At 71.5% G+C, this 17,496-nt stretch carries 11 protein-coding genes; 8 read left to right on the top strand and 3 right to left on the bottom strand.

From position 1 onward, the window contains the following. Positions 1-3: 3 nt before the first annotated feature. Positions 4-1,986, bottom strand: coding sequence for a serine/threonine-protein kinase (locus tag GIS00_RS24125; protein WP_196073434.1), 1,983 nt, complete (start codon positions 1,984-1,986; stop codon positions 4-6). Positions 1,987-2,295: 309 nt separating this feature from the next. On the opposite strand from GIS00_RS24125, the gene GIS00_RS24120 reads away from it, so the two are divergent. The 7 genes from GIS00_RS24120 (at position 2,296) to GIS00_RS24090 (ending at position 13,908) form a co-directional block, all read left to right on the top strand. Further along, the gene (locus GIS00_RS24120; RefSeq protein WP_154771035.1) at positions 2,296-4,563 is read left to right on the top strand and encodes a sodium-translocating pyrophosphatase; all 2,268 of its coding nucleotides are present in this window, start codon (positions 2,296-2,298) and stop codon (positions 4,561-4,563) included. Positions 4,564-4,653: 90 nt separating this feature from the next. Continuing rightward, positions 4,654-5,949 (top strand): hypothetical protein, encoded by a 1,296-nt coding sequence (locus GIS00_RS24115; protein WP_154771034.1) that lies wholly within the window; start codon positions 4,654-4,656, stop codon positions 5,947-5,949. Between the two features lie 55 nt (positions 5,950-6,004). Then, complete coding sequence (locus tag GIS00_RS24110; RefSeq protein WP_230314092.1) at positions 6,005-6,589, top strand: hypothetical protein; 585 nt, start codon at positions 6,005-6,007, stop codon at positions 6,587-6,589. A 210-nt stretch (positions 6,590-6,799) separates the two neighbouring features. Beyond that, positions 6,800-9,622, top strand: a complete 2,823-nt coding sequence (gene topA, locus GIS00_RS24105; RefSeq protein ID WP_154771033.1) for a type I DNA topoisomerase — start codon at positions 6,800-6,802, stop codon at positions 9,620-9,622. 68 nt (positions 9,623-9,690) lie between these two features. Next, positions 9,691-10,437, top strand: a complete 747-nt coding sequence (locus tag GIS00_RS24100) for a hypothetical protein (RefSeq protein WP_154771032.1) — start codon at positions 9,691-9,693, stop codon at positions 10,435-10,437. Further along, positions 10,434-12,602: an MFS transporter gene (locus tag GIS00_RS29170; protein ID WP_154771031.1), complete on the top strand. Its 2,169-nt coding sequence runs from the start codon at positions 10,434-10,436 to the stop codon at positions 12,600-12,602. The genes GIS00_RS24100 and GIS00_RS29170 overlap by 4 nt, the downstream gene beginning before the upstream one ends. Before the next feature lie 124 nt (positions 12,603-12,726). Continuing rightward, positions 12,727-13,908, top strand: coding sequence for a DNA polymerase III subunit delta' (locus tag GIS00_RS24090; protein WP_322098382.1), 1,182 nt, complete (start codon positions 12,727-12,729; stop codon positions 13,906-13,908). Positions 13,909-13,995: 87 nt separating this feature from the next. On the opposite strand, the gene GIS00_RS24085 is transcribed toward GIS00_RS24090, so the two are convergent. Further along, positions 13,996-14,622 carry a hypothetical protein gene (locus tag GIS00_RS24085; RefSeq protein ID WP_154771029.1) on the bottom strand — a complete coding sequence of 209 codons (627 nt, stop codon included), beginning with the start codon at positions 14,620-14,622 and terminating at the stop codon, positions 13,996-13,998. A 227-nt stretch (positions 14,623-14,849) separates the two neighbouring features. Between GIS00_RS24085 and GIS00_RS24080 the strand changes: the two genes are divergently transcribed. Further along, complete coding sequence (locus tag GIS00_RS24080) at positions 14,850-15,665, top strand: PSP1 domain-containing protein (protein ID WP_154771028.1); 816 nt, start codon at positions 14,850-14,852, stop codon at positions 15,663-15,665. Between the two features lie 30 nt (positions 15,666-15,695). On the opposite strand, the gene GIS00_RS24075 is transcribed toward GIS00_RS24080, so the two are convergent. Further along, positions 15,696-16,448, bottom strand: coding sequence for an SDR family oxidoreductase (locus GIS00_RS24075; RefSeq protein ID WP_154771027.1), 753 nt, complete (start codon positions 16,446-16,448; stop codon positions 15,696-15,698). Between the last annotated feature and the right edge of the window lie 1,048 nt (positions 16,449-17,496).

Here is a 17,496-nt window from a genome sequence, read left to right as displayed (position 1 = left end):
CGGTCAACCGGCGGTGGACGTGGACGGCGCCGGGGTGTCGCCGGCCCCTCCCGCCTCGCCGGCCGCGGCCCCGCCGGTCCCGGCCGACGGGGTCACGCTGGTCGGCGTCGTCGGCGTCGTCGGCGTTGTCGGCGTGGTGGTGGACGGGGTGGTGGGGGTGGTCGGCGTCGTCTCCGGTGTGGTCGGCGTCGTCGCGGTCGTCTCAGTGGTCTCCGTGGTCGGTGTGGTCGGCGTGGTCTCGGTGGTCGTCGGATCCGGGCGGACGGTGGTCAGCGTCAGCTCGGAGGTGGCCGGCTCGCCGTCACCGGTCAGCAGCAGGGAGTACGTGTGCGCGTCGGCGGCGCAGTCGTAGGCCACCACCGTCGAGCCGGTCGGGTCCAGGCCGGAGACGAACGGATCGTTGGTGGCCCCGTCGATCGCGATGGCCGCGGCCGTCGCCCCGGTGGACGACCAACTCAGGTTCACCGGCACCGTGCCGTCGCCGGCGGTGCAGGTGACCTGGCCGGAGGTGGCATCGGAGGCGAAGGACAGCACCCGCGCGGCCGCCGGCGCCGCGCTCGTCGAGGAGCTGGTGCTCGTCGAGGAACTGGTCGACGAGGAGGTCGAGGACGACGTGGCACTCGAGCTGGTCGACGACGGAGCTGACGAGGTCGAGGTCGCCGAGGAGGGCGACGACACGGACGACGCCGACGAGGACGTCGACGGGTCCGGGCCTGCGACCGGGGTGCCGGAGTCCTCGTCGCCGCCGGTGAGCAGCAGGATCAGCACCACCGCGACCACCGCCACCGTGGCGGCGATCCCGGCCCACAACCACCACGGCTTCTTCGACGCGGACCCGGCGTCGGCGGCAGCCGGATCCGGATCGGCGGGATCGGGGGTTGCAGGAACAGGCGCGGGAGCCGCCCCAGCGGTCGGGATGAGCTCGGTGGCACCGGTCATCGCGTCCCCGCCGGCACCCCGGGCTCCGTCGGCGCCGACCCCACCGGCGTACGTCGCCCACGGCGAGCCCGCTGCGGCGGTGGTCACCACGCCAGGGGGCAGTGCGCCGGTCGGCGGCAGCGCGCCGGTCGGCATGTCCAGCGGGACCGCGCCGCCGAGCACCGTGGTCGCCCCGGCCTCGTGGGCCGTCGGACCGGGCACGGAGGGCGCGGCGGGGAACTCGGTGACCGGCAGCCCCAGCTCGCGCTGGATGTCCTGCAGTGCCCGGCCGAGTTCCTCCGCAGTGGCGGGTCGTTCCTGCGGGGTCTTGCCCAGTCCGGCGGCGAGCAGCTGCTCGAGGGAGTCCGGGACGTCGTCGCGACCGGTCGGCGGGGCCGGCTGGTGCAGCACCATGTTCACCAGTGCGATGACCGCGGTGGTGGTCGGCGCCTGGAACGGCGGGCGGCCGGCGAGGACGGTGAACAGCGTGGAGCACAGGCTGTAGACGTCGGAGGCGGGTGAGGACGGGGCACCGGCCAACGCCTCCGGCGCGGCGTGCCCGACGGTGAACGAGGCCGCGGTGTGGGTCGACATCCGCTGGTCCTCGAGGGCGGCGATGCCGAAGTCGGCGAGCTGCGGCTCGCCGAAGTCGGTCATCAGGATGTTCTCCGGCTTGATGTCCCGGTGCAGCACCCCGACCCCGTGCGCGTACTGCAGGGCGGCGCTGATCCGGACGCCGATGCGCAGGACGTCCGCGACCGACATCGGGCCGGACAGGCGCACCGTGTCGGCCAGCGACCCGCCGGTGCACAGCTGCATCGCCAGGTACGGCGACCCGTCGGCGGCGAACCCGGAGTCGTAGATGGTGACGATGTTGGGGTGGGCGCCGACCCGGCCGCTGGTTGCGGCCTCACGACGGAACTTGGCGCCGGCGTCCTGCCCGACGGGACCCCCGACGAGCACCTTGACGGCGACCTCGCGTTCCACCCCCTCCTGCACGGCGCGGTACACGACGGAATAACCGCCGCGCCCCAACGGGGTCAGTCGGCGGTAGCCCGGTATCTCCATCCACACTCCAGCGCTCGGGGTACCCGTCCGGTACCCACTCTCCATGGTGCGGCCGTTCCTATTGGGCTCCGGTGAAGCAGGTGAGCGCATCGGGTGAACCGGGCGGGGTCGGGGGAGAAGTCGATCAAGAAAGTGATGCGGGTCACCTGAATCGATCCCGCGGCCCTGCGTGAGCGGGTGCGGTCGCAGTGAGTTCCCGACGTTCCCTTACAGTGATCAGACTCACGCCGGCCCCGCCGGTGGCGATCTCGACCAGCGCCGGTCGCGAGTCCCGCGAGCCGGTGCCCTCTGCACTGGAGCAGGAGCTGTATGGACACCGGTCAGGTGATCACTTTCACCGGAAGTGACAAGACCATCGTGGTCATCGTGGGTGTCGTCGCCCTCGTTGCCCTCGCCATCTCTTTCGTCCTCAGGGCCGGCGTCCTCGCCGCCGGCAAGGGATCCCCACGGATGCAGGAGATCTCGGAGGCCGTGCAGGAAGGTGCCGCCGCCTACCTCGGCCGGCAGTTCCGGACGCTCGGCATCTTCGTGGTCGTCGTCTTCGCGCTGCTGTTCGTGCTGCCGGCGAACTCCACCGGTGAGCGCATCGGCCGCAGCATCTTCTTCCTGGTGGGCGCGGGCTTCTCCGCGGCGATCGGCTACACCGGCATGTGGCTGGCGACCCGGGCGAACGTCCGTGTCGCCGCCGCGGCCAACGGGGAGGGCCGGGAGCGGGCGATGCAGATCGCGTTCCGCACCGGTGGTTCCGTCGGCCTGGCCACCACCGGCCTCGGCCTGCTCGGCGCCTCCGTGGTGGTGCTGGTCTACGTCGCCGAGGCCCCGAAGGTGCTGGAGGGCTTCGGTTTCGGCGCCGCCATGCTGGCCATGTTCATGAGGGTCGGCGGCGGCATCTTCACCAAGGCCGCCGACGTCGGTGCCGACCTGGTCGGCAAGGTCGAGCAGGGCATCCCCGAGGACGACCCGCGCAACGCCGCCACCATCGCCGACAACGTGGGCGACAACGTCGGTGACTGCGCCGGCATGGCCGCGGACCTGTTCGAGTCCTACGCGGTGACCCTGGTCGCCTCGCTGATCCTGGGCAGTGCCGCCTTCGGCACCAAGGGTCTGATCTTCCCGCTCATCGTCCCGGCGATCGGTGTGCTGACCGCCATCATCGGCGTCTACATCACCCGGGCCCGGGCGAGCGAGAGCGGCCTGGCGACGATCAACCGCTCCTTCTACATCTCGGCGCTGATCTCCGCGGTGCTCTGCGCCGTCGCCGCGTTCGTCTACCTGCCGACCACCTTCGACGGCCTCGGCGTCGCCGCGGTGCAGGGCCTGCCCGGCAACCCGGCGGTCATCGCCTTCGTCTCGGTGATCATCGGCATCGTGCTGGCCGCGGTCATCCTCTGGCTGACCGGCTACTACACCGACACCAACAAGAAGCCCACGCAGGAGGTCGCCAAGACCTCGCTGACCGGTGCCGCCACGGTGATCCTGTCCGGCATCTCCGTCGGTTTCGAGTCCGCGGTCTACACCGCCCTGGTCATCGGCGCGGCCGTCTACGGCGCGTTCCTGCTGTCCGGATCGCTGTTCGTGGCGCTGTTCTGCATCGCACTGGCCGGCTGCGGCCTGCTCACCACCGTCGGCGTCATCGTCGCGATGGACACCTTCGGCCCGATCTCGGACAACGCCCAGGGCGTGGCCGAGATGAGCGGCGAGGTCTCGGAGGAGGGCGCGCAGATCCTCACCGACCTGGACGCCGTCGGCAACACCACCAAGGCCATCACCAAGGGCATCGCCATCGCCACCGCGGTGCTCGCCGCGACCGCGCTCTTCGGGTCCTACTCCAACGCGATCGGCGACGCACTGGCCTCGGCCGGCGGCGCGGCGCTGGACGCGGCAGCCGGGATGAGCTCCTTCATCTCCGACATCGTCTCGCCCAACACCCTGGTCGGCGTGCTGATCGGTGCGGCAGTGGTGTTCCTCTTCTCCGGACTCGCCGTCAACGCGGTGTCCCGGGCGGCCGGCGCGGTCGTGAACGAGGTGCGGCGCCAGTTCCGGGACATCCCCGGGATCATGGAGGGCACCAACAAGCCGGAGTACGGCAAGGTCGTCGACATCGTCACCCGTGACTCGCTGCGGGAGCTGGCCACGCCCGGTCTGCTCGCCGTGTTCGCGCCGATCGCGGTCGGCTTCGGGCTCGGGACCGGGCCGCTGGCCGGGTATCTCGCCGGCGCGATCGGCACCGGCACCCTGATGGCCGTGTTCCTGGCGAACTCCGGTGGGTCGTGGGACAACGCCAAGAAGCTGGTCGAGGACGGCCACTACGGCGGCAAGGGCTCCGAGGCGCACTCCGCGACGGTCATCGGCGACACCGTCGGCGATCCCTTCAAGGACACCGCCGGCCCGGCCATCAACCCGCTGATCAAGGTGATGAACCTGGTGTCGGTGCTGATCGCCCCGGCGATCGTCACGCTCACCGTCGGCGACGGTGCCAACGATGCCGTGCGCATCATCATCTCGCTGGTCGCCGTGCTGGTGATCATCGCGGCGATCGTCGTCTCCAAGCGCCGGGCCTCGGTGCTGACCGGCTGATCCTGGCGGTTCACCACGCACACGCGCCGCTCCCCCTACTGTCTGGACGGGGGAGCGGCGCGTTGCCGTTCCCGGGTGGAGGTGTCAACGGTGCGGTCCGGTGCAGAAGACCCGGAGAACCCGGCTGACCCGGCCGTGCCCGATGTGCCGGGTGATCCGGCGGCCGACGAGCCGACCACCGGCGATACCGCCGGGGACAGCACTGCTGCCGACCCCGAGGCGGAGAGCACGGCCGACGCCACCGCGGAGAGCACTGCCGACGTGACCGGGAAGGCCGAGAAGCCGGTGCCCGCCGAGCCCCCGGCCCGGCAGGCGGAGAAGAGACCCGCTCCGGGGAAGCCGGCTCCGAGGGAGCCGGCTGCGAAGAAGCCGGCCGCGAAGAGACCGGGAGCGGAGAAGCCGGCGCCGGAGAAGCCCGCGGAGCAGAAGCCCGCGGAGCAGAAGCCCGGGACACAGGAGTCGACTGTCGAGAAGTCCGCCGGAGAGCAGAATCAGGCAGCAGGGAAGTCTGCGGTCGAGAAGGATGCGGCAGACGAGCACGCTGCCGCGAAGCCCGGTCCCGGTGAACCCACCGCAGGAAAGCCCGTCGCAAGGAAGCCCGCACCAACGACGACGCCGGCCAAGGCACCCACCGAGGACGCACAGAAGCCCGCCGGCCCCGCACCCGCCACGCCCACCGCCCCGGCCCGCGAACTCGGGCCGATCGGCCACCTGCCCAGCGCTCCCCGCCCGACCGGGCGGTGGCGGTGGATCGCCGCGGCGATCGCGGCGGTGGTGGTGGTCGCGGTGGTCGTGCTGATCAGCACCACCGGTCGGTCCGAGCCGACGACGACCGGCACCCTGACATCCTCCGGCGCGCGGATCGCGACATCCACGGAAGCGGCCGGCAGCGGCACCACGTCCGCCGGCCCGTCGAGCAGCGTGTCGAGCTCGGCCGGCCCGGTCGCTCTCGACGACGTCAGCACGGTGTGGTTCAGCGCGGTCTGCGACGGGCAGAAGGACCTGCAGCGCTACACCTCGCCGTCCACCGGCACCACCCTCGCCCAGCAGCAGCAGGCCGTCGTCACCGCCTACACCGGTCTGTCGGAGAGCGCGGCGGCGACGGTCCGGGTGCTCACCCCGTTGCAGGCGCCCACGCTCACCGACGGCGCCGCACAGAAGTCCGCCCGGATCGCGTTGTTCGAGGCGCTGGCCGACGGCTACGCGGCGGGCGCGGAGAGCGTCGGCGCCGCGACACCGGCGGATCTGGACGCGCTCTCGGTCCTGGTCAACGAGGTGGAGACCTCGGTCAGCGCGGCCGGGACGCAGGCGGTGGCCGACCTGGACCCGCTGCCGGACGGGGTGCAGGCTGCGATCGACGAGCTGCCCTCCTGTCTCGGCCTCTGATCGTCGGGTGTCCGCAACCTGCCGGTAGGCCACCGGGCGTCTAGCCTCACCTGCTGTGCACCAGCTGTCCTTCTTCAGCGCCGACCTGACGCCGCCGCAGCGCGCGGACCTCGGCGGGGTGCTGGCCGCGCACGGGCAGCTGGCCCGGGGGGAGCTGGGCTGCCGGCTGTCGATCCTGCTCGACCATCCCTGGCGGGCGCACGCGCTGCAGCGGGAGTTCCGGGTGCGCGACGTCGACACCGAGTCGCCGGCCGCGGCGGAGGGTGGCGAGGTGCTGCTGCGCAGCAAGCGGCTGACCGATCTCGAGGACCTCGCATCGACCTGGACCAGGGGAGCGGTGAAGTCGGTGCCGGCCGGGCTGTCCGCCGGTCCGGGCCTGCTGCGCTGCTGGCTGATCGCCGCCGGCCGGCCGGAGGAGGGCGGCTACGTGCTCGGCCTGGATCCGCGCGCGCCGGACACCCACGAGCCGCTCGCCGGGGTGCTCGCGCGGGCCGGCGTCGCCGGGGTACTGGTCGGCCCCAGGGCGGGCGGGCCGGGCCTGCGGATCATCGGCCACCGGCGGCGCACCCGGCTCGCCGAGCTCATCGGGACGCCGCCGCCGGAGGCGCCGGCCGGGGCATTCCCCGACGTCGACTACTGATCCGTCACACGGTCGGCGGTAGCCCGTCGTCACCCGCCGACACGCGGCGGTCACCCGGGGTGGGCGGCACGCACTTGACAACTCGTGGCATTCTGCAGTCCGGAAGCGGGAACGGCTCTCAGACGTTGTCCGCGGGGAGCGGCCCCGATCGGGGCCGAGACGGACGGGCCCGACGAGGCGCTGCGTCCTGCAGAGGAGAACGACGCGAAGATGGCAACACGGAAGACCGCACCCGCCGGTGCCGGCACCGGCGTGCGGCTGGTGGTCGTCGAGTCGCCGTCCAAGGCGAAGACGATCTCCGGCTACCTCGGCGACGGCTACATCGTCGAGTCCTCGGTCGGGCACATCCGTGACCTGCCGCGCGGCGCCGCCGACGTGCCCGCGAAGTACAAGGGTGAGCCGTGGGCCCGCCTCGGGGTGAACACCGACTCCGGGTTCGAGCCGCTCTACGTCGTCTCCCCGGAGAAGAAGGCCCAGGTCGCGAAGCTGAAGTCGTTGCTCGCGGAGGCCGACGAGCTCTACCTCGCGACAGATGAGGACCGCGAGGGCGAGGCCATCGCCTGGCATCTGCTGGAGACCCTCAAGCCCAAGGTCCCGGTCAAGCGGATGGTCTTCCACGAGATCACCCCGGCCGCGATCCGGGCCGCCGCGCAGTCCCCCCGCGAGCTGGACAACGACCTGGTCGATGCCCAGGAGACCCGCCGTATCCTGGACCGGCTGTATGGCTACGAGGTCTCGCCGGTGCTGTGGAAGAAGGTCATGCCGAAGCTGTCGGCGGGCCGCGTGCAGTCGGTGGCCACCCGGATCGTCGTCGAGCGCGAGCGGGCCCGGATGGCGTTCCGGTCCGGCACCTACTGGGGCCTGGACGCCACGTTCGCCACCGCCGCCGCCGAGTCGTTCGGCGCCGCGTTGCTGTCCGTCGACGGCCGCCGGCTCGCGGTCGGCCGTGACTTCGACGAGGCGACCGGCCAGGTCAAGGCATCCGCCGACGTGCTGCTGCTGGACGAGGACGGCGCCCGCACCCTGGCCGCCGCCGTCGAGGGCGGCCCGGCGACGGTCACCTCGGTGGAGGAGAAGCCGTACACCCGGCGCCCCTACCCGCCGTTCATGACCTCCACCCTTCAGCAGGAGGCCGGCCGCAAGCTCGGCTTCACCTCGGAGCGGACGATGCGCACCGCGCAGCGCCTGTACGAGAACGGCTACATCACCTATATGCGGACCGACTCGACGACGCTGTCGAAGACGGCGCTGGACGCGGCCCGCAGCCAGGCCCGCGAGCTGTACGGCCCGGAGTACGTGCCGGCCGAGCCGCGGCAGTACACCCGCAAGGTGAAGAACGCACAGGAGGCGCACGAGGCGATCCGCCCGTCCGGCGATCACTTCCGTACCCCCGGCCAGGTCGCCTCGCAGCTGCAGACCGACGAGTTCCGGCTCTACGAGCTGATCTGGCAGCGCACCATCGCGTCGCAGATGGTGGACGCGCGCGGCCAGACGCTGACCGTCCGCATCTCGGCGCAGGCGGCCACCGGCGGCAGCACCAGCACCCTGGTGTTCGGCGCCTCCGGCCGCACGATCACCTTCCCCGGCTTCCTGCGGGCGTACGTCGAGACCGTCGACGCCGAAGCGGGCGGGGAGGCGGACGACGCCGAGCGCCGGCTGCCGAACCTGACCGTGCAGCAGCCGCTGACCGCGACCGACACCCGGCCGGGCAGCCACACCACCTCGCCGCCGGCCCGGTTCACCGAGCCGTCGCTGATCAAGGCGCTGGAGGAGCTGGGCATCGGCCGGCCGTCCACCTACGCCTCGATCATCCGCACCATCACCGAGCGCGGGTACGTGTGGAAGAAGGGACAGGCGCTGGTCCCGTCCTGGATCGCGTTCGCCGTGATCGGCCTGCTCGAGCAGCACTTCTCCCGGCTGGTGGACTACGACTTCACCGCGGCCATGGAGGACGAGCTCGACGCCATCGCCGAGGGCCGGCTGGGTCGCACCGACTGGCTGTCCTCCTTCTACTTCGGCTCCGAGGACGGTGCGGCCGGCTCGGTCGCCCACTCCGGCGGGCTGAAGAAGCTGGTCGGCGAGCGGCTGGAGGACATCGACGCCCGCGAGGTCAACTCGCTGCCGCTGCTCAAGGACAGCGAGGGCCGGCAGATCGTGGTCCGGGTCGGCCGGTACGGCCCGTACCTGGAGCGGGTCGTCGGGCAGAACGAGGACGGCACGCCGACCACCGAGCGGGCCAACCTGCCCGAGGAGCTGGCGCCGGACGAGGTCACCGCCGAGGCCGTCGAGCAGCTGTTCGCCCAGGCGGAGGCCGGCGACCGCGAGCTCGGCACCGCCCCCGACACCGGGTACCCGATCGTCGTCAAGGACGGCCGGTACGGCCCGTACGTCACCGAGGTGCTGCCCGAGGGCGTGCCGACGACCGGCAAGAACGCGGTCAAGCCGCGCACCGGGTCGCTGTTCAAGTCGATGAACATCGAGACCGTCGGCCTCGAGGACGCGATCAAGCTGCTGTCGCTGCCGCGGGTGGTCGGCGCGGACCCGGCCTCCGGCGAGGAGATCACCGCGCAGAACGGCCGCTACGGCCCGTACCTGAAGAAGGGCACCGACTCCCGGTCGCTGGCGACCGAGGACGAGCTGTTCTCCTACACCCTGGAGCAGGCGCTGGCGCTGTACGCGCAGCCGAAGACCCGGGGCCGGCAGTCGGCCGCGGCGCCGCCGCTGCGTGAGGTCGGCGCCGATCCGGGCACCGGCAAGCCGATGGTGATCAAGGACGGCCGGTTCGGGCCGTACGTCACCGACGGCGAGACCAACGCCTCGCTCCGGAAGGGCGACGAGGTGGAGACGCTGACCGTCGAGCGGGCCGGCGAGCTGCTGGCCGACCGGCGGGCCCGCGGCCCGGCACCGAAGAAGACCCGCGCCACCGCGGCCAAGAAGGCCCCGGCCAAGGCCGGCGCCGCGAAGGCCGGGGCTGCGAAGAAGGCCCCGGCGAAGCGGACCACCACCGCGCGCAAGGCCGCCGGGACGGACTGACGTCCGCCTCGCCGGCCGTCGTGTCGATCCCGGCCGGAGACGTCGGTGCTCCCGTTTACCATCGAGGCATGGTGGCGGGGACGGCGCGGGCGGACGGCGAACTGCCGTTCCGTGATGCGCTCAGCGGCGCCGACGGCACCGGTGACCCGCTGCCGCCCCCGCTGACCGACCAGGTGTTCGCGGACCCGACGGCGGTCCCGTCCCCGGAGGCCTACCGGCCCGCGCGACTGCCTCCCGTGCCGTTGCCGGCGCTGCCGGACCTGGACGAGGAGCCGGGTGCCTCGCTGCCGCCCGTTCGTCAGGCGCCACAGGTGCGATCGCCGCAGTCCCGGCCGCAGCAGTCCAGATCGCAGCAGTCCCGACCGCAGTCAGGCCGTCCCGTGCAGGGCCATCAGGTGCAGGGACATCCGCAGCCGCAAGTCCGGTTGCCACCCGGCACCCCGGCCGCGGTGCAGCAGATCGTCGACCGGTATGCCCGGCAGACCCGCGCCGTTCCCGCGCCACCGCCGCCCGGCGGCTGGCCGGCGCCGGGCGGGATGCCCGCGGTCCACGGATACCCCGGCGGCCCGCAGGCCTTTCCGCAGCAGCCTCCGCCCCCGCCCGCTCCGCAGGTCCGGACCCCGCAGTCGCCGACCCCGCCGGTCTCCGGACCCGATTCGCAGCAACGCATCCGAGTCGGCACCCCGGTCCCGGACGGCCGGAAGAAGACCGGCAGCGGCTGGGCGTTCCTGGTGATCGTGCTGATCGTGCTCTTCGCCTCCGGCCTGGGCACCCGACTGATCGACCTGGTCACCGAGCTGTTCGGGGGCCGGTGAGCGAGGGCGCCGGCAAGGCCGGCCGCAAGGAACCGGGTTCGCTCTCGGTGCTGCTGCGCATCCCGGTGTTCCGGCGGCTGTGGCTGGCGATCTCGGTGTCCAGCCTGGGCGACTGGCTCGGCCTGCTGGCGACCACCTCACTGGCCGCGTACCTGACCAAGGAGTCCTCCGGACTGGCCCAGGGTGCGGCGATCTCCGGCGTGCTGATCATCCGGCTGCTGCCCGATCTGGTGCTCGGCCCGGTGGCCGGCGCGCTGGTCGACCGGTTCGATCGCCGGGTCATCGCCGTGATCGGCGACACCTCAGCCGGTCTGCTGTACCTCTCGATCGCGCTCACCAACAACCTGGTCTGGCTGCTCGTCGCGCAGTTCCTGGTGGAGGCCGTCGGGCTGTTCAGCAACCCGGCCAAGCAGGCGATGTGGGTGAACATCGTGCCGCGGGAGCGGCTGGCGGTGGCCAACCAGCTCAACTACGTCTCGATCTACGGCATGGTGCCGGTCGCGGCCGGCCTGTTCGCGCTGCTGTCCACCATCTCGCAGTTCTTCGGTGCTTCCGCGCTCGCCGACGACGGTGGCGGGTTCTCCACCGGCCCGACGAGTGCACTCGCCATCAACATCGCGCTGATCGTCGACGCCGCGACCTACTTCCTGTGCGCCGGCACGGTGCTGTTCTCCCGACACCTGATCCCGGCCTTCGTGGAAGGGCACGGCGAGTCGAAGTCGGTGTTCTCGCTGATCGGCGAGGGCATCCGGTTCATCAAGAACTCCCGCATCATGCGGTCGATCTACCTCGGCATCCTCGGCGCGTTCCTGGCCGGCGGGCTGACCGCCGGGGTCGCCCAGGCCTACGTCTACGGGCTCGGTGCCGGGACGGCCGGCTACAGCATCCTGTTCGGCTCGGTGTTCACCGGCCTCGCCGTCGGCATGCTGATCGGCCCGAAGGTGCTGCCCACCATCCCGCGCCGGATGATCTTCACCTCGTCCATCGGCGCCGCCGGCCTGGTGCTGCTGGTGATGAGCGTGCTGCAGGACTTCATCGGCGCGGTGGTCGCCGCCGTGGTGATGGGCCTGTTCGCCGGCATCGCCTGGATCACCGGGTTCACCATGATCGGCCACGAGGTCTCGGACTCGCTGCGCGGCCGGGTGTTCTCGTTCGTGATGTCGTCGGTGCGGATCACCCTGCTGGCGACGATCGCGGCCGGGCCGGTGGTGGCCGGCGCGATCGGCGCGCAGAGCGTGATGGTCGGCGACTTCAGCTGGACCGTGTCCGGCGCCGGGATCGTGCTGGCCTGCGGCGGTGTCATCGCGGTCGGCGTGTCGATCTACACCGGTCGGCAGGTCGGTGGCGTGGTCGGCGGGATGTGGCGCCGGTTGGCCCGCGGCCGGCGCGGCATGCTCAGCGACCCGGGCGATCACCCCGGCGTGCTCATCGTGCTCGAGGGCGCCGACCAGCAGCTGGTCCGCGCCCGGGTGGACCGGCTCGCCGCTGAGCTCGCGGAGCGCGGGTTCGTGGTCAGACCGGCCATCGGGGAACCGATCCCGGACCAGGGCGACACCCCGGCCGATGCGCTGCGCGCGGCCGCCGGGCTCTCCGATCTGGTCGGCAGCGACATCCGGGCGGCGCTGGAGGACGGCAACGTGGTGCTGGTCAACGGGTACATCGACGACCTGGTGGTGCGGTTCGGCGCCATCGGCGGACTCGGTGAGGACGCCGTGCTGAAGATGGCCTCCTGGGCCGTCGACCGGTTGATGCCTGACCTGACCGTGGTGATCGACATCGATCCCGGTCACCGGGATCCCGCGGCGCCGGACCTGGATCCCGCCGCGCCGGACTTGGAGCCCGCGGCGCCGGACCTGGATCCCGCCGGCCCGGGCTCCGCCGCGGCCGGAACTGGATCCGAGGGCGTCGGCCCCGGCGGCTCCCCCGCTCCCGTGGCCCCCGATGCGACGGGCGACGTGGTGATCTCCCTTGAGGACATCGCCCAGGCCTACCGCGAGCGGGCGTCCACCGCACCGGAGCGCTACCTGGTGGTGCCGCCGTCCGCCGACGACGATCTGGGCGCAGAAGCGTTGCAGCGCATCGAGTCCGTGCTGCGCACCCGCTCCCCGCGCACCGGCCGGCAGCAGGCCGGCGAGGTCCTCGAGCCGGTGGAGGTGTCGACGTGATCGCCGGAGGTGTCGACGTGAATGCTGCCGGACGGCGGGACAGGATCGGTTCCGGTCGAACACGGCGACGGTGGTTGCAGGACGAGTGTCGCGGTGCCCGGTTGAGCGGTACGGAGGTGTCGCGGTGAGCAGCCCGGTGTTCGACGACGTGATCGGCCAGCCGGACGCCGTCGAGGTGCTGGAACTGGCGGTCGCCGCCTCGCACGGCGATGCCGACGTCCCCACCTCGGCGATGACCCACGCCTGGCTGTTCACCGGACCGCCCGGTTCCGGCCGGTCGGTCGCGGCGCGGGCGTTCGCCGCGGCGCTGGAGTGCCCGGACCGCGGCTGCGGTCACTGCAGCCATTGCCGGACCGTCTTGCACGGCACGCACGCCGACCTGAAGGCCGTCGTGCCGGAAGGCCTGACCATCTCGGTCAAGGAGATGCGTGCAGTGGTGCAGCAGGCGGCCCGCCGCCCTGCCACCGGCCGCTGGCAGATCGTGCTCATCGAGGACGCCGACCGGCTCACCGAAGGCGCGTCCAACGCGCTGCTCAAGGCTGTCGAGGAGCCGCCGCCGCACACCGTCTTCCTGCTCTGTGCGCCGTCGACCCACCCCGACGACGTGTCGGTGACCATCCGTTCCCGCTGCCGGGTGCTGGCCCTGCGCACCCCCGCCGCCGAGGCCATCGCCGACGTGTTGGTGCGCCGCGACGGCATCGACTCGGAGCAGGCGGACTGGGCGGCGGCGGTGTCCGGCGGTCACGTCGGGCGGGCCCGCCGGCTGGCCCGGGACGAGCAGGCGCGTGACGAGCGGGCCCGGATCCTGGCGTTGCCCGGGTCGCTCCGCAGCATGTCGGCGGTGTTCGCCGAGGCCGAGGAACTGATCGGGCTTGCGAAGGGCACCGCGAAGACGGTGTCGGAGAAACGCGACGCTGCAGAGCTCGAGGAGCTCAAGACGGCCCTCGGCGCGGGCGGGACCGGCAAGGGCGCGGTCGGCGCCGCGCGCGGCACCGCCGGGGTGGTGAAAGAGCTGGAACGGCGGCAGAAGTCCCGCGCCACTCGCACCGAACGCGACGTCCTGGACCGGGCGCTGATCGACCTGTCCGGCTTCTACCGGGACGTCATCGCCGTCGCCTTCGGCGCCGAGGTGCCGCTCACCAACCCGGATCTCGCCGATGAGGTGGCTGTGGCCGCTTCCCGGTTCGGCGCCGTCGGTGCGCTGCGCCGGCTCGACGCCGTGCTCGCCTGTCGCGAGGCCATCGAGCTCAACGTCAAGCCGCTGATCGCCGTCGAGGCGATGATGATGACCCTCTACCGCGGCTGATCCGACCGCACACGCACAGATCCCCGGCTGCCTTCCGGCTGCCGGGGATTCCTGCGGTCATCGACCTTCGGCGCTGGGCTCCGTGCGTCAGGTCGGGATGAACGACGTCTCGGTCGTGGTCACCGTGTCGGTGGTGGTCGTCTCGGTCGTCTCGGTGGTCGTCGACGTGGTGACCGTGTTGCTGGTCTCGCTCGTCGTGGACGTGGTGACCGTGCTCGTGGTCTCCGTCGTCGTCGAGGTCACCGACGTGGTGGTGGATTCCGTGGTGGTCGGCGTCGTGGTGCTCGGGGTCTCGCTGGTGCTGGTCGACTCCGTGGTGCTGCTGCTGGTGGTCGGTGCGACGGTGGTGCTGGTCGTCATCGAGGTCGGCGCCTCCGTGGTGCTCTCGGTGGTGCTGCTCACGGACGAGCCGACCCCCTCGACGTCCGAATCGGTGGAATCGGTGCTGCTGGACGTCGGCGTCACGGGTGCGGTGGTGGCCGGCGGGCAGTCGATGCCGCCACCACCACCCGCCGACGCCGCAGGCTGCGGTCCGAGGATCAGCCAGGCACCGACGAGGGCGACGACGATCGGCAGCAGGGTCGCGATCCCGGCTCTCCGGTTGCGGATCAGCAGCAGTGCGGTGGCGCCGGCGGCGACCAGCAGCACGGACAGCACGATCAGCGTGCCGACCGGGACACCGGTGGCGGCGAGTTCGGGAGTCCAGACGTCCATCGGAATCGTTAGATCGGCGCGAGCGCGCTGTGCCAGACCGACACACCGTAGCGTGCCGACTTCACACCGTCATTACGGCACTGCCGGCCCGGTGACGGGTACTCGGCGGCCGGAGCCCTCGGATTCTGAACATCCACTGCCGCTCAGGGCCACCGGATGTTCAGAATCCGCAGCGGCCAGCCGGCCGCGGGACTGCAACCCGGGCGAGTGGGTCGTAGGGTGGCGCGATGGGGATGCTCTGCGCGGTGACGTTCAGCAAGAACGGCCAGCTGCACTACGCGGACCCGGGTGAACTTCGCCCGGAGGTCGGCGACCACGTGCTGGTCGAGTCCTCCCGGGGTCCGCTCGCGGCGAGGGTGCTGTGGGCGGCGGAATGGTCGTCCGAGGACACCGAGGGGTTCCCGAAGTTGGTCGGTATGGCCGGCGACGCCGATCTGCAGGCGGTCGCGGACACCCGCAAGCTCAAGGCGCGGACGCTGGTCGCGACCCGGCGGCTGATCCGCGAGCACGACCTGCCGATGAAGGTCTTGTCCGTCGATCCGCAGCCGACCGAGCGCAAGACCGTCATCTACTACACGTCGCCCGAGCCGGTGGACTTCCGATCGCTGCTGCGCGACCTGTCGGCCACCCTCGACACCCGGGTCGAGCTGCTGCAGCTGGGGGCCCGGGACGCGGTGCGGGTCACCGGGGCGATCGGCTCCTGCGGCCGGGACACCTGCTGCTCGACGTTCCTCAAGGACTACGACCCGATCACCCTGGCCATGGCGCGCGACCAGGACCTGCCGGCCAACCCGATGCGCATCTCCGGCGCGTGCGGCCGCCTGATGTGCTGCCTGAAGTACGAGCACCCGCTCTACCAGGACTTCAAGGCCACCACCCCGGCCATCGGGGAGAAGGTCGAGTCGCCGTTGGGCGACGGTGTGGTCGTCGGCCACTCCGTGCCGGGGGGCAAGGTCGTCCTCAAGCTCGCCGCCGACGGGACCAAGCAGGTCTGCGACAAGGCGTCCGTCTGCGCGGCGCGCAAGGCCTACGACAGCCGCTGACCGACGGTCCCGCCGGACCCCTCGGCCGGGTCAGGTCGCGGTCCAGCCGCCGTCCAGCGAGAGCGAGGCGCCGGTCATCATCGACGCGCTCGGCGACACGACGAAGGCGACCGCGGCGGCGATGTCCTCCGGGTCGATCAGTTCCTTGATGGCGGCGCGGGCAAGAATGACCTTCTCCAGGGCCTCGGTCTCCGACATCCCGTGCGCCGCGGCCTGGTCGACCACCTGCTTCTGCACCAGCGGGGTGCGTACGTAGCCGGGGTTGACGCAGTTGCTGGTCACGCCCCTGCCGGCGCCCTCGAGCGCGGTGACCTTGGAGAGCCCCTCGGTGGCGTGCTTGGCCATGACGTAGGCGCTCTTGTGCAGCGAGGCCCGCAGTCCGTGCGCGGACGAGATGTGCACGACGCGACCGAACCCGCGCTCGTACATGCCCGGTAGTGCGGAACGCACCAGCTGGAACGGCGTGTGCACCATCAGCCGCATGATCAGGTCGAAACGGTCCAGCGGGAACTCGTCGATCGGCGCGACGTGCTGGATGCCGGCGTTGCTGACCAGGATGTCGGTGTCGATCGCCATGTCCGCGACCGCCGCCTGGTCGGACAGATCGACCACCAGCGGGGTGCCGCCGACCTGGTCCGCGACCGCCCGCACCGCGTCGGCGTTGACATCGACGCAGGTCACCTCGGCGCCGTCGGCGACGAGACGGGCGGCGATCGCCGCGCCGATGCCGGATCCCGCGCCGGTGACCATCGCCCGACGCCCTGCCAGTGGTTGCTCAGCCATGCATCGAGCCTAGGACCGCGAGGCGATCGCCCGGTCCCGCGCCCCCGTGGCCGCCACGGCCGGGGGGTCTGTGCCGTCGAAAAGTAGCCGAAAAAGATGAAAACGCCGGAGGCCCGCCACCGCTCGTGCTGGTGGCGGGCCTCCGACCTGCGGAAACGAGCCCCTTTACGGAATCGAACCGTAGACCTTCTCATTCGAGCAAACCTGGTGGCGGACGGGCATCACTGGAAGATATCCGCAGGTCAGGCGCGATAGGCTCTTGCGACACCTGTTGGGCTGCGTGGCTGACTTCTGTCATAAAGTAGCAAATAAAGTAGCAAGATCTTTCGGCTACCTCACGACCTCGCGTCGGGCCCGACCGCACGTATGCGGTCATCTGCGGCGACCGTAGAGCCCTCCCGGGTTGCGTGTGCGCCGGCTGTGACGGTCCAGGGTGAACGCCACCGTACGCACTGCATCCAGCAGAGCGGCGTCGGTGACCGTGTGGGCCGACGTGCCCTCTGCAACCGGCCTTGAGGGCCCGGTAGGTCCGTGCAGCGATCCGGCAGACCTGTTCGGTCAAGACTGCGCAGACCAACTCGACTGTGCGGCCTTCGCCTCCATCGCGTCCATGAACCCCTGATCAGCGGCCCTAGGGGTCGAGTTCCCCGCGAAGAAAACCGCTGCGGAACGCACGATCTCGACTCTCTCCTGCAACATGCGGTTCTCGGTGCGGACCCTCGTGATCTCGGCATGCTCCGGGGTGGTCACCCCCGGCCGCCTCGCCGCCCTGCGCCTGCGTCAACCAACGACGTACCGATTCCTGCGACACCCCGATCTGCTTTGCCACCGCGACCACCGTAGCGGTCTCCATTGCGTACGGCTCCCGGTGCACCACCACCAACCGGACCGAGCGGGCGCGCAACTCCGGATCGATCCTCTTCGGCATACGTTTCATCCTTCTAACTCAGAAGGACGCGGCACAGAACCTGGGGCGGTTCACCGGCCAACGCGTCCCAGTTCTGCCGCGGGACATAGCGAAAACTGCCCGGCAGCAGATGGATCACAC

Source organism: Nakamurella alba (assembly GCF_009707545.1).
Lineage (GTDB): Bacteria > Actinomycetota > Actinomycetes > Mycobacteriales > Nakamurellaceae > Nakamurella > Nakamurella alba.
This window is presented reverse-complemented; position numbering and strand designations above follow the sequence as displayed.

What these genes read in the sequence shown, in the direction of transcription:
- GIS00_RS24125 (WP_196073434.1), bottom strand. Translation starts at nt 1,986, where the DNA reads ATGGAGATACCGGGCTACCGCCGACTGACCCCGTTGGGGCGCGGCGGT.
- GIS00_RS24120 (WP_154771035.1), top strand. Translation starts at nt 2,296, where the DNA reads ATGGACACCGGTCAGGTGATCACTTTCACCGGAAGTGACAAGACCATC.
- topA (WP_154771033.1), top strand. Translation starts at nt 6,800, where the DNA reads ATGGCAACACGGAAGACCGCACCCGCCGGTGCCGGCACCGGCGTGCGG.
- GIS00_RS24100 (WP_154771032.1), top strand. Translation starts at nt 9,691, where the DNA reads ATGGTGGCGGGGACGGCGCGGGCGGACGGCGAACTGCCGTTCCGTGAT.
- GIS00_RS24085 (WP_154771029.1), bottom strand. Translation starts at nt 14,622, where the DNA reads ATGGACGTCTGGACTCCCGAACTCGCCGCCACCGGTGTCCCGGTCGGC.
- GIS00_RS24080 (WP_154771028.1), top strand. Translation starts at nt 14,850, where the DNA reads ATGGGGATGCTCTGCGCGGTGACGTTCAGCAAGAACGGCCAGCTGCAC.
- GIS00_RS24075 (WP_154771027.1), bottom strand. Translation starts at nt 16,448, where the DNA reads ATGGCTGAGCAACCACTGGCAGGGCGTCGGGCGATGGTCACCGGCGCG.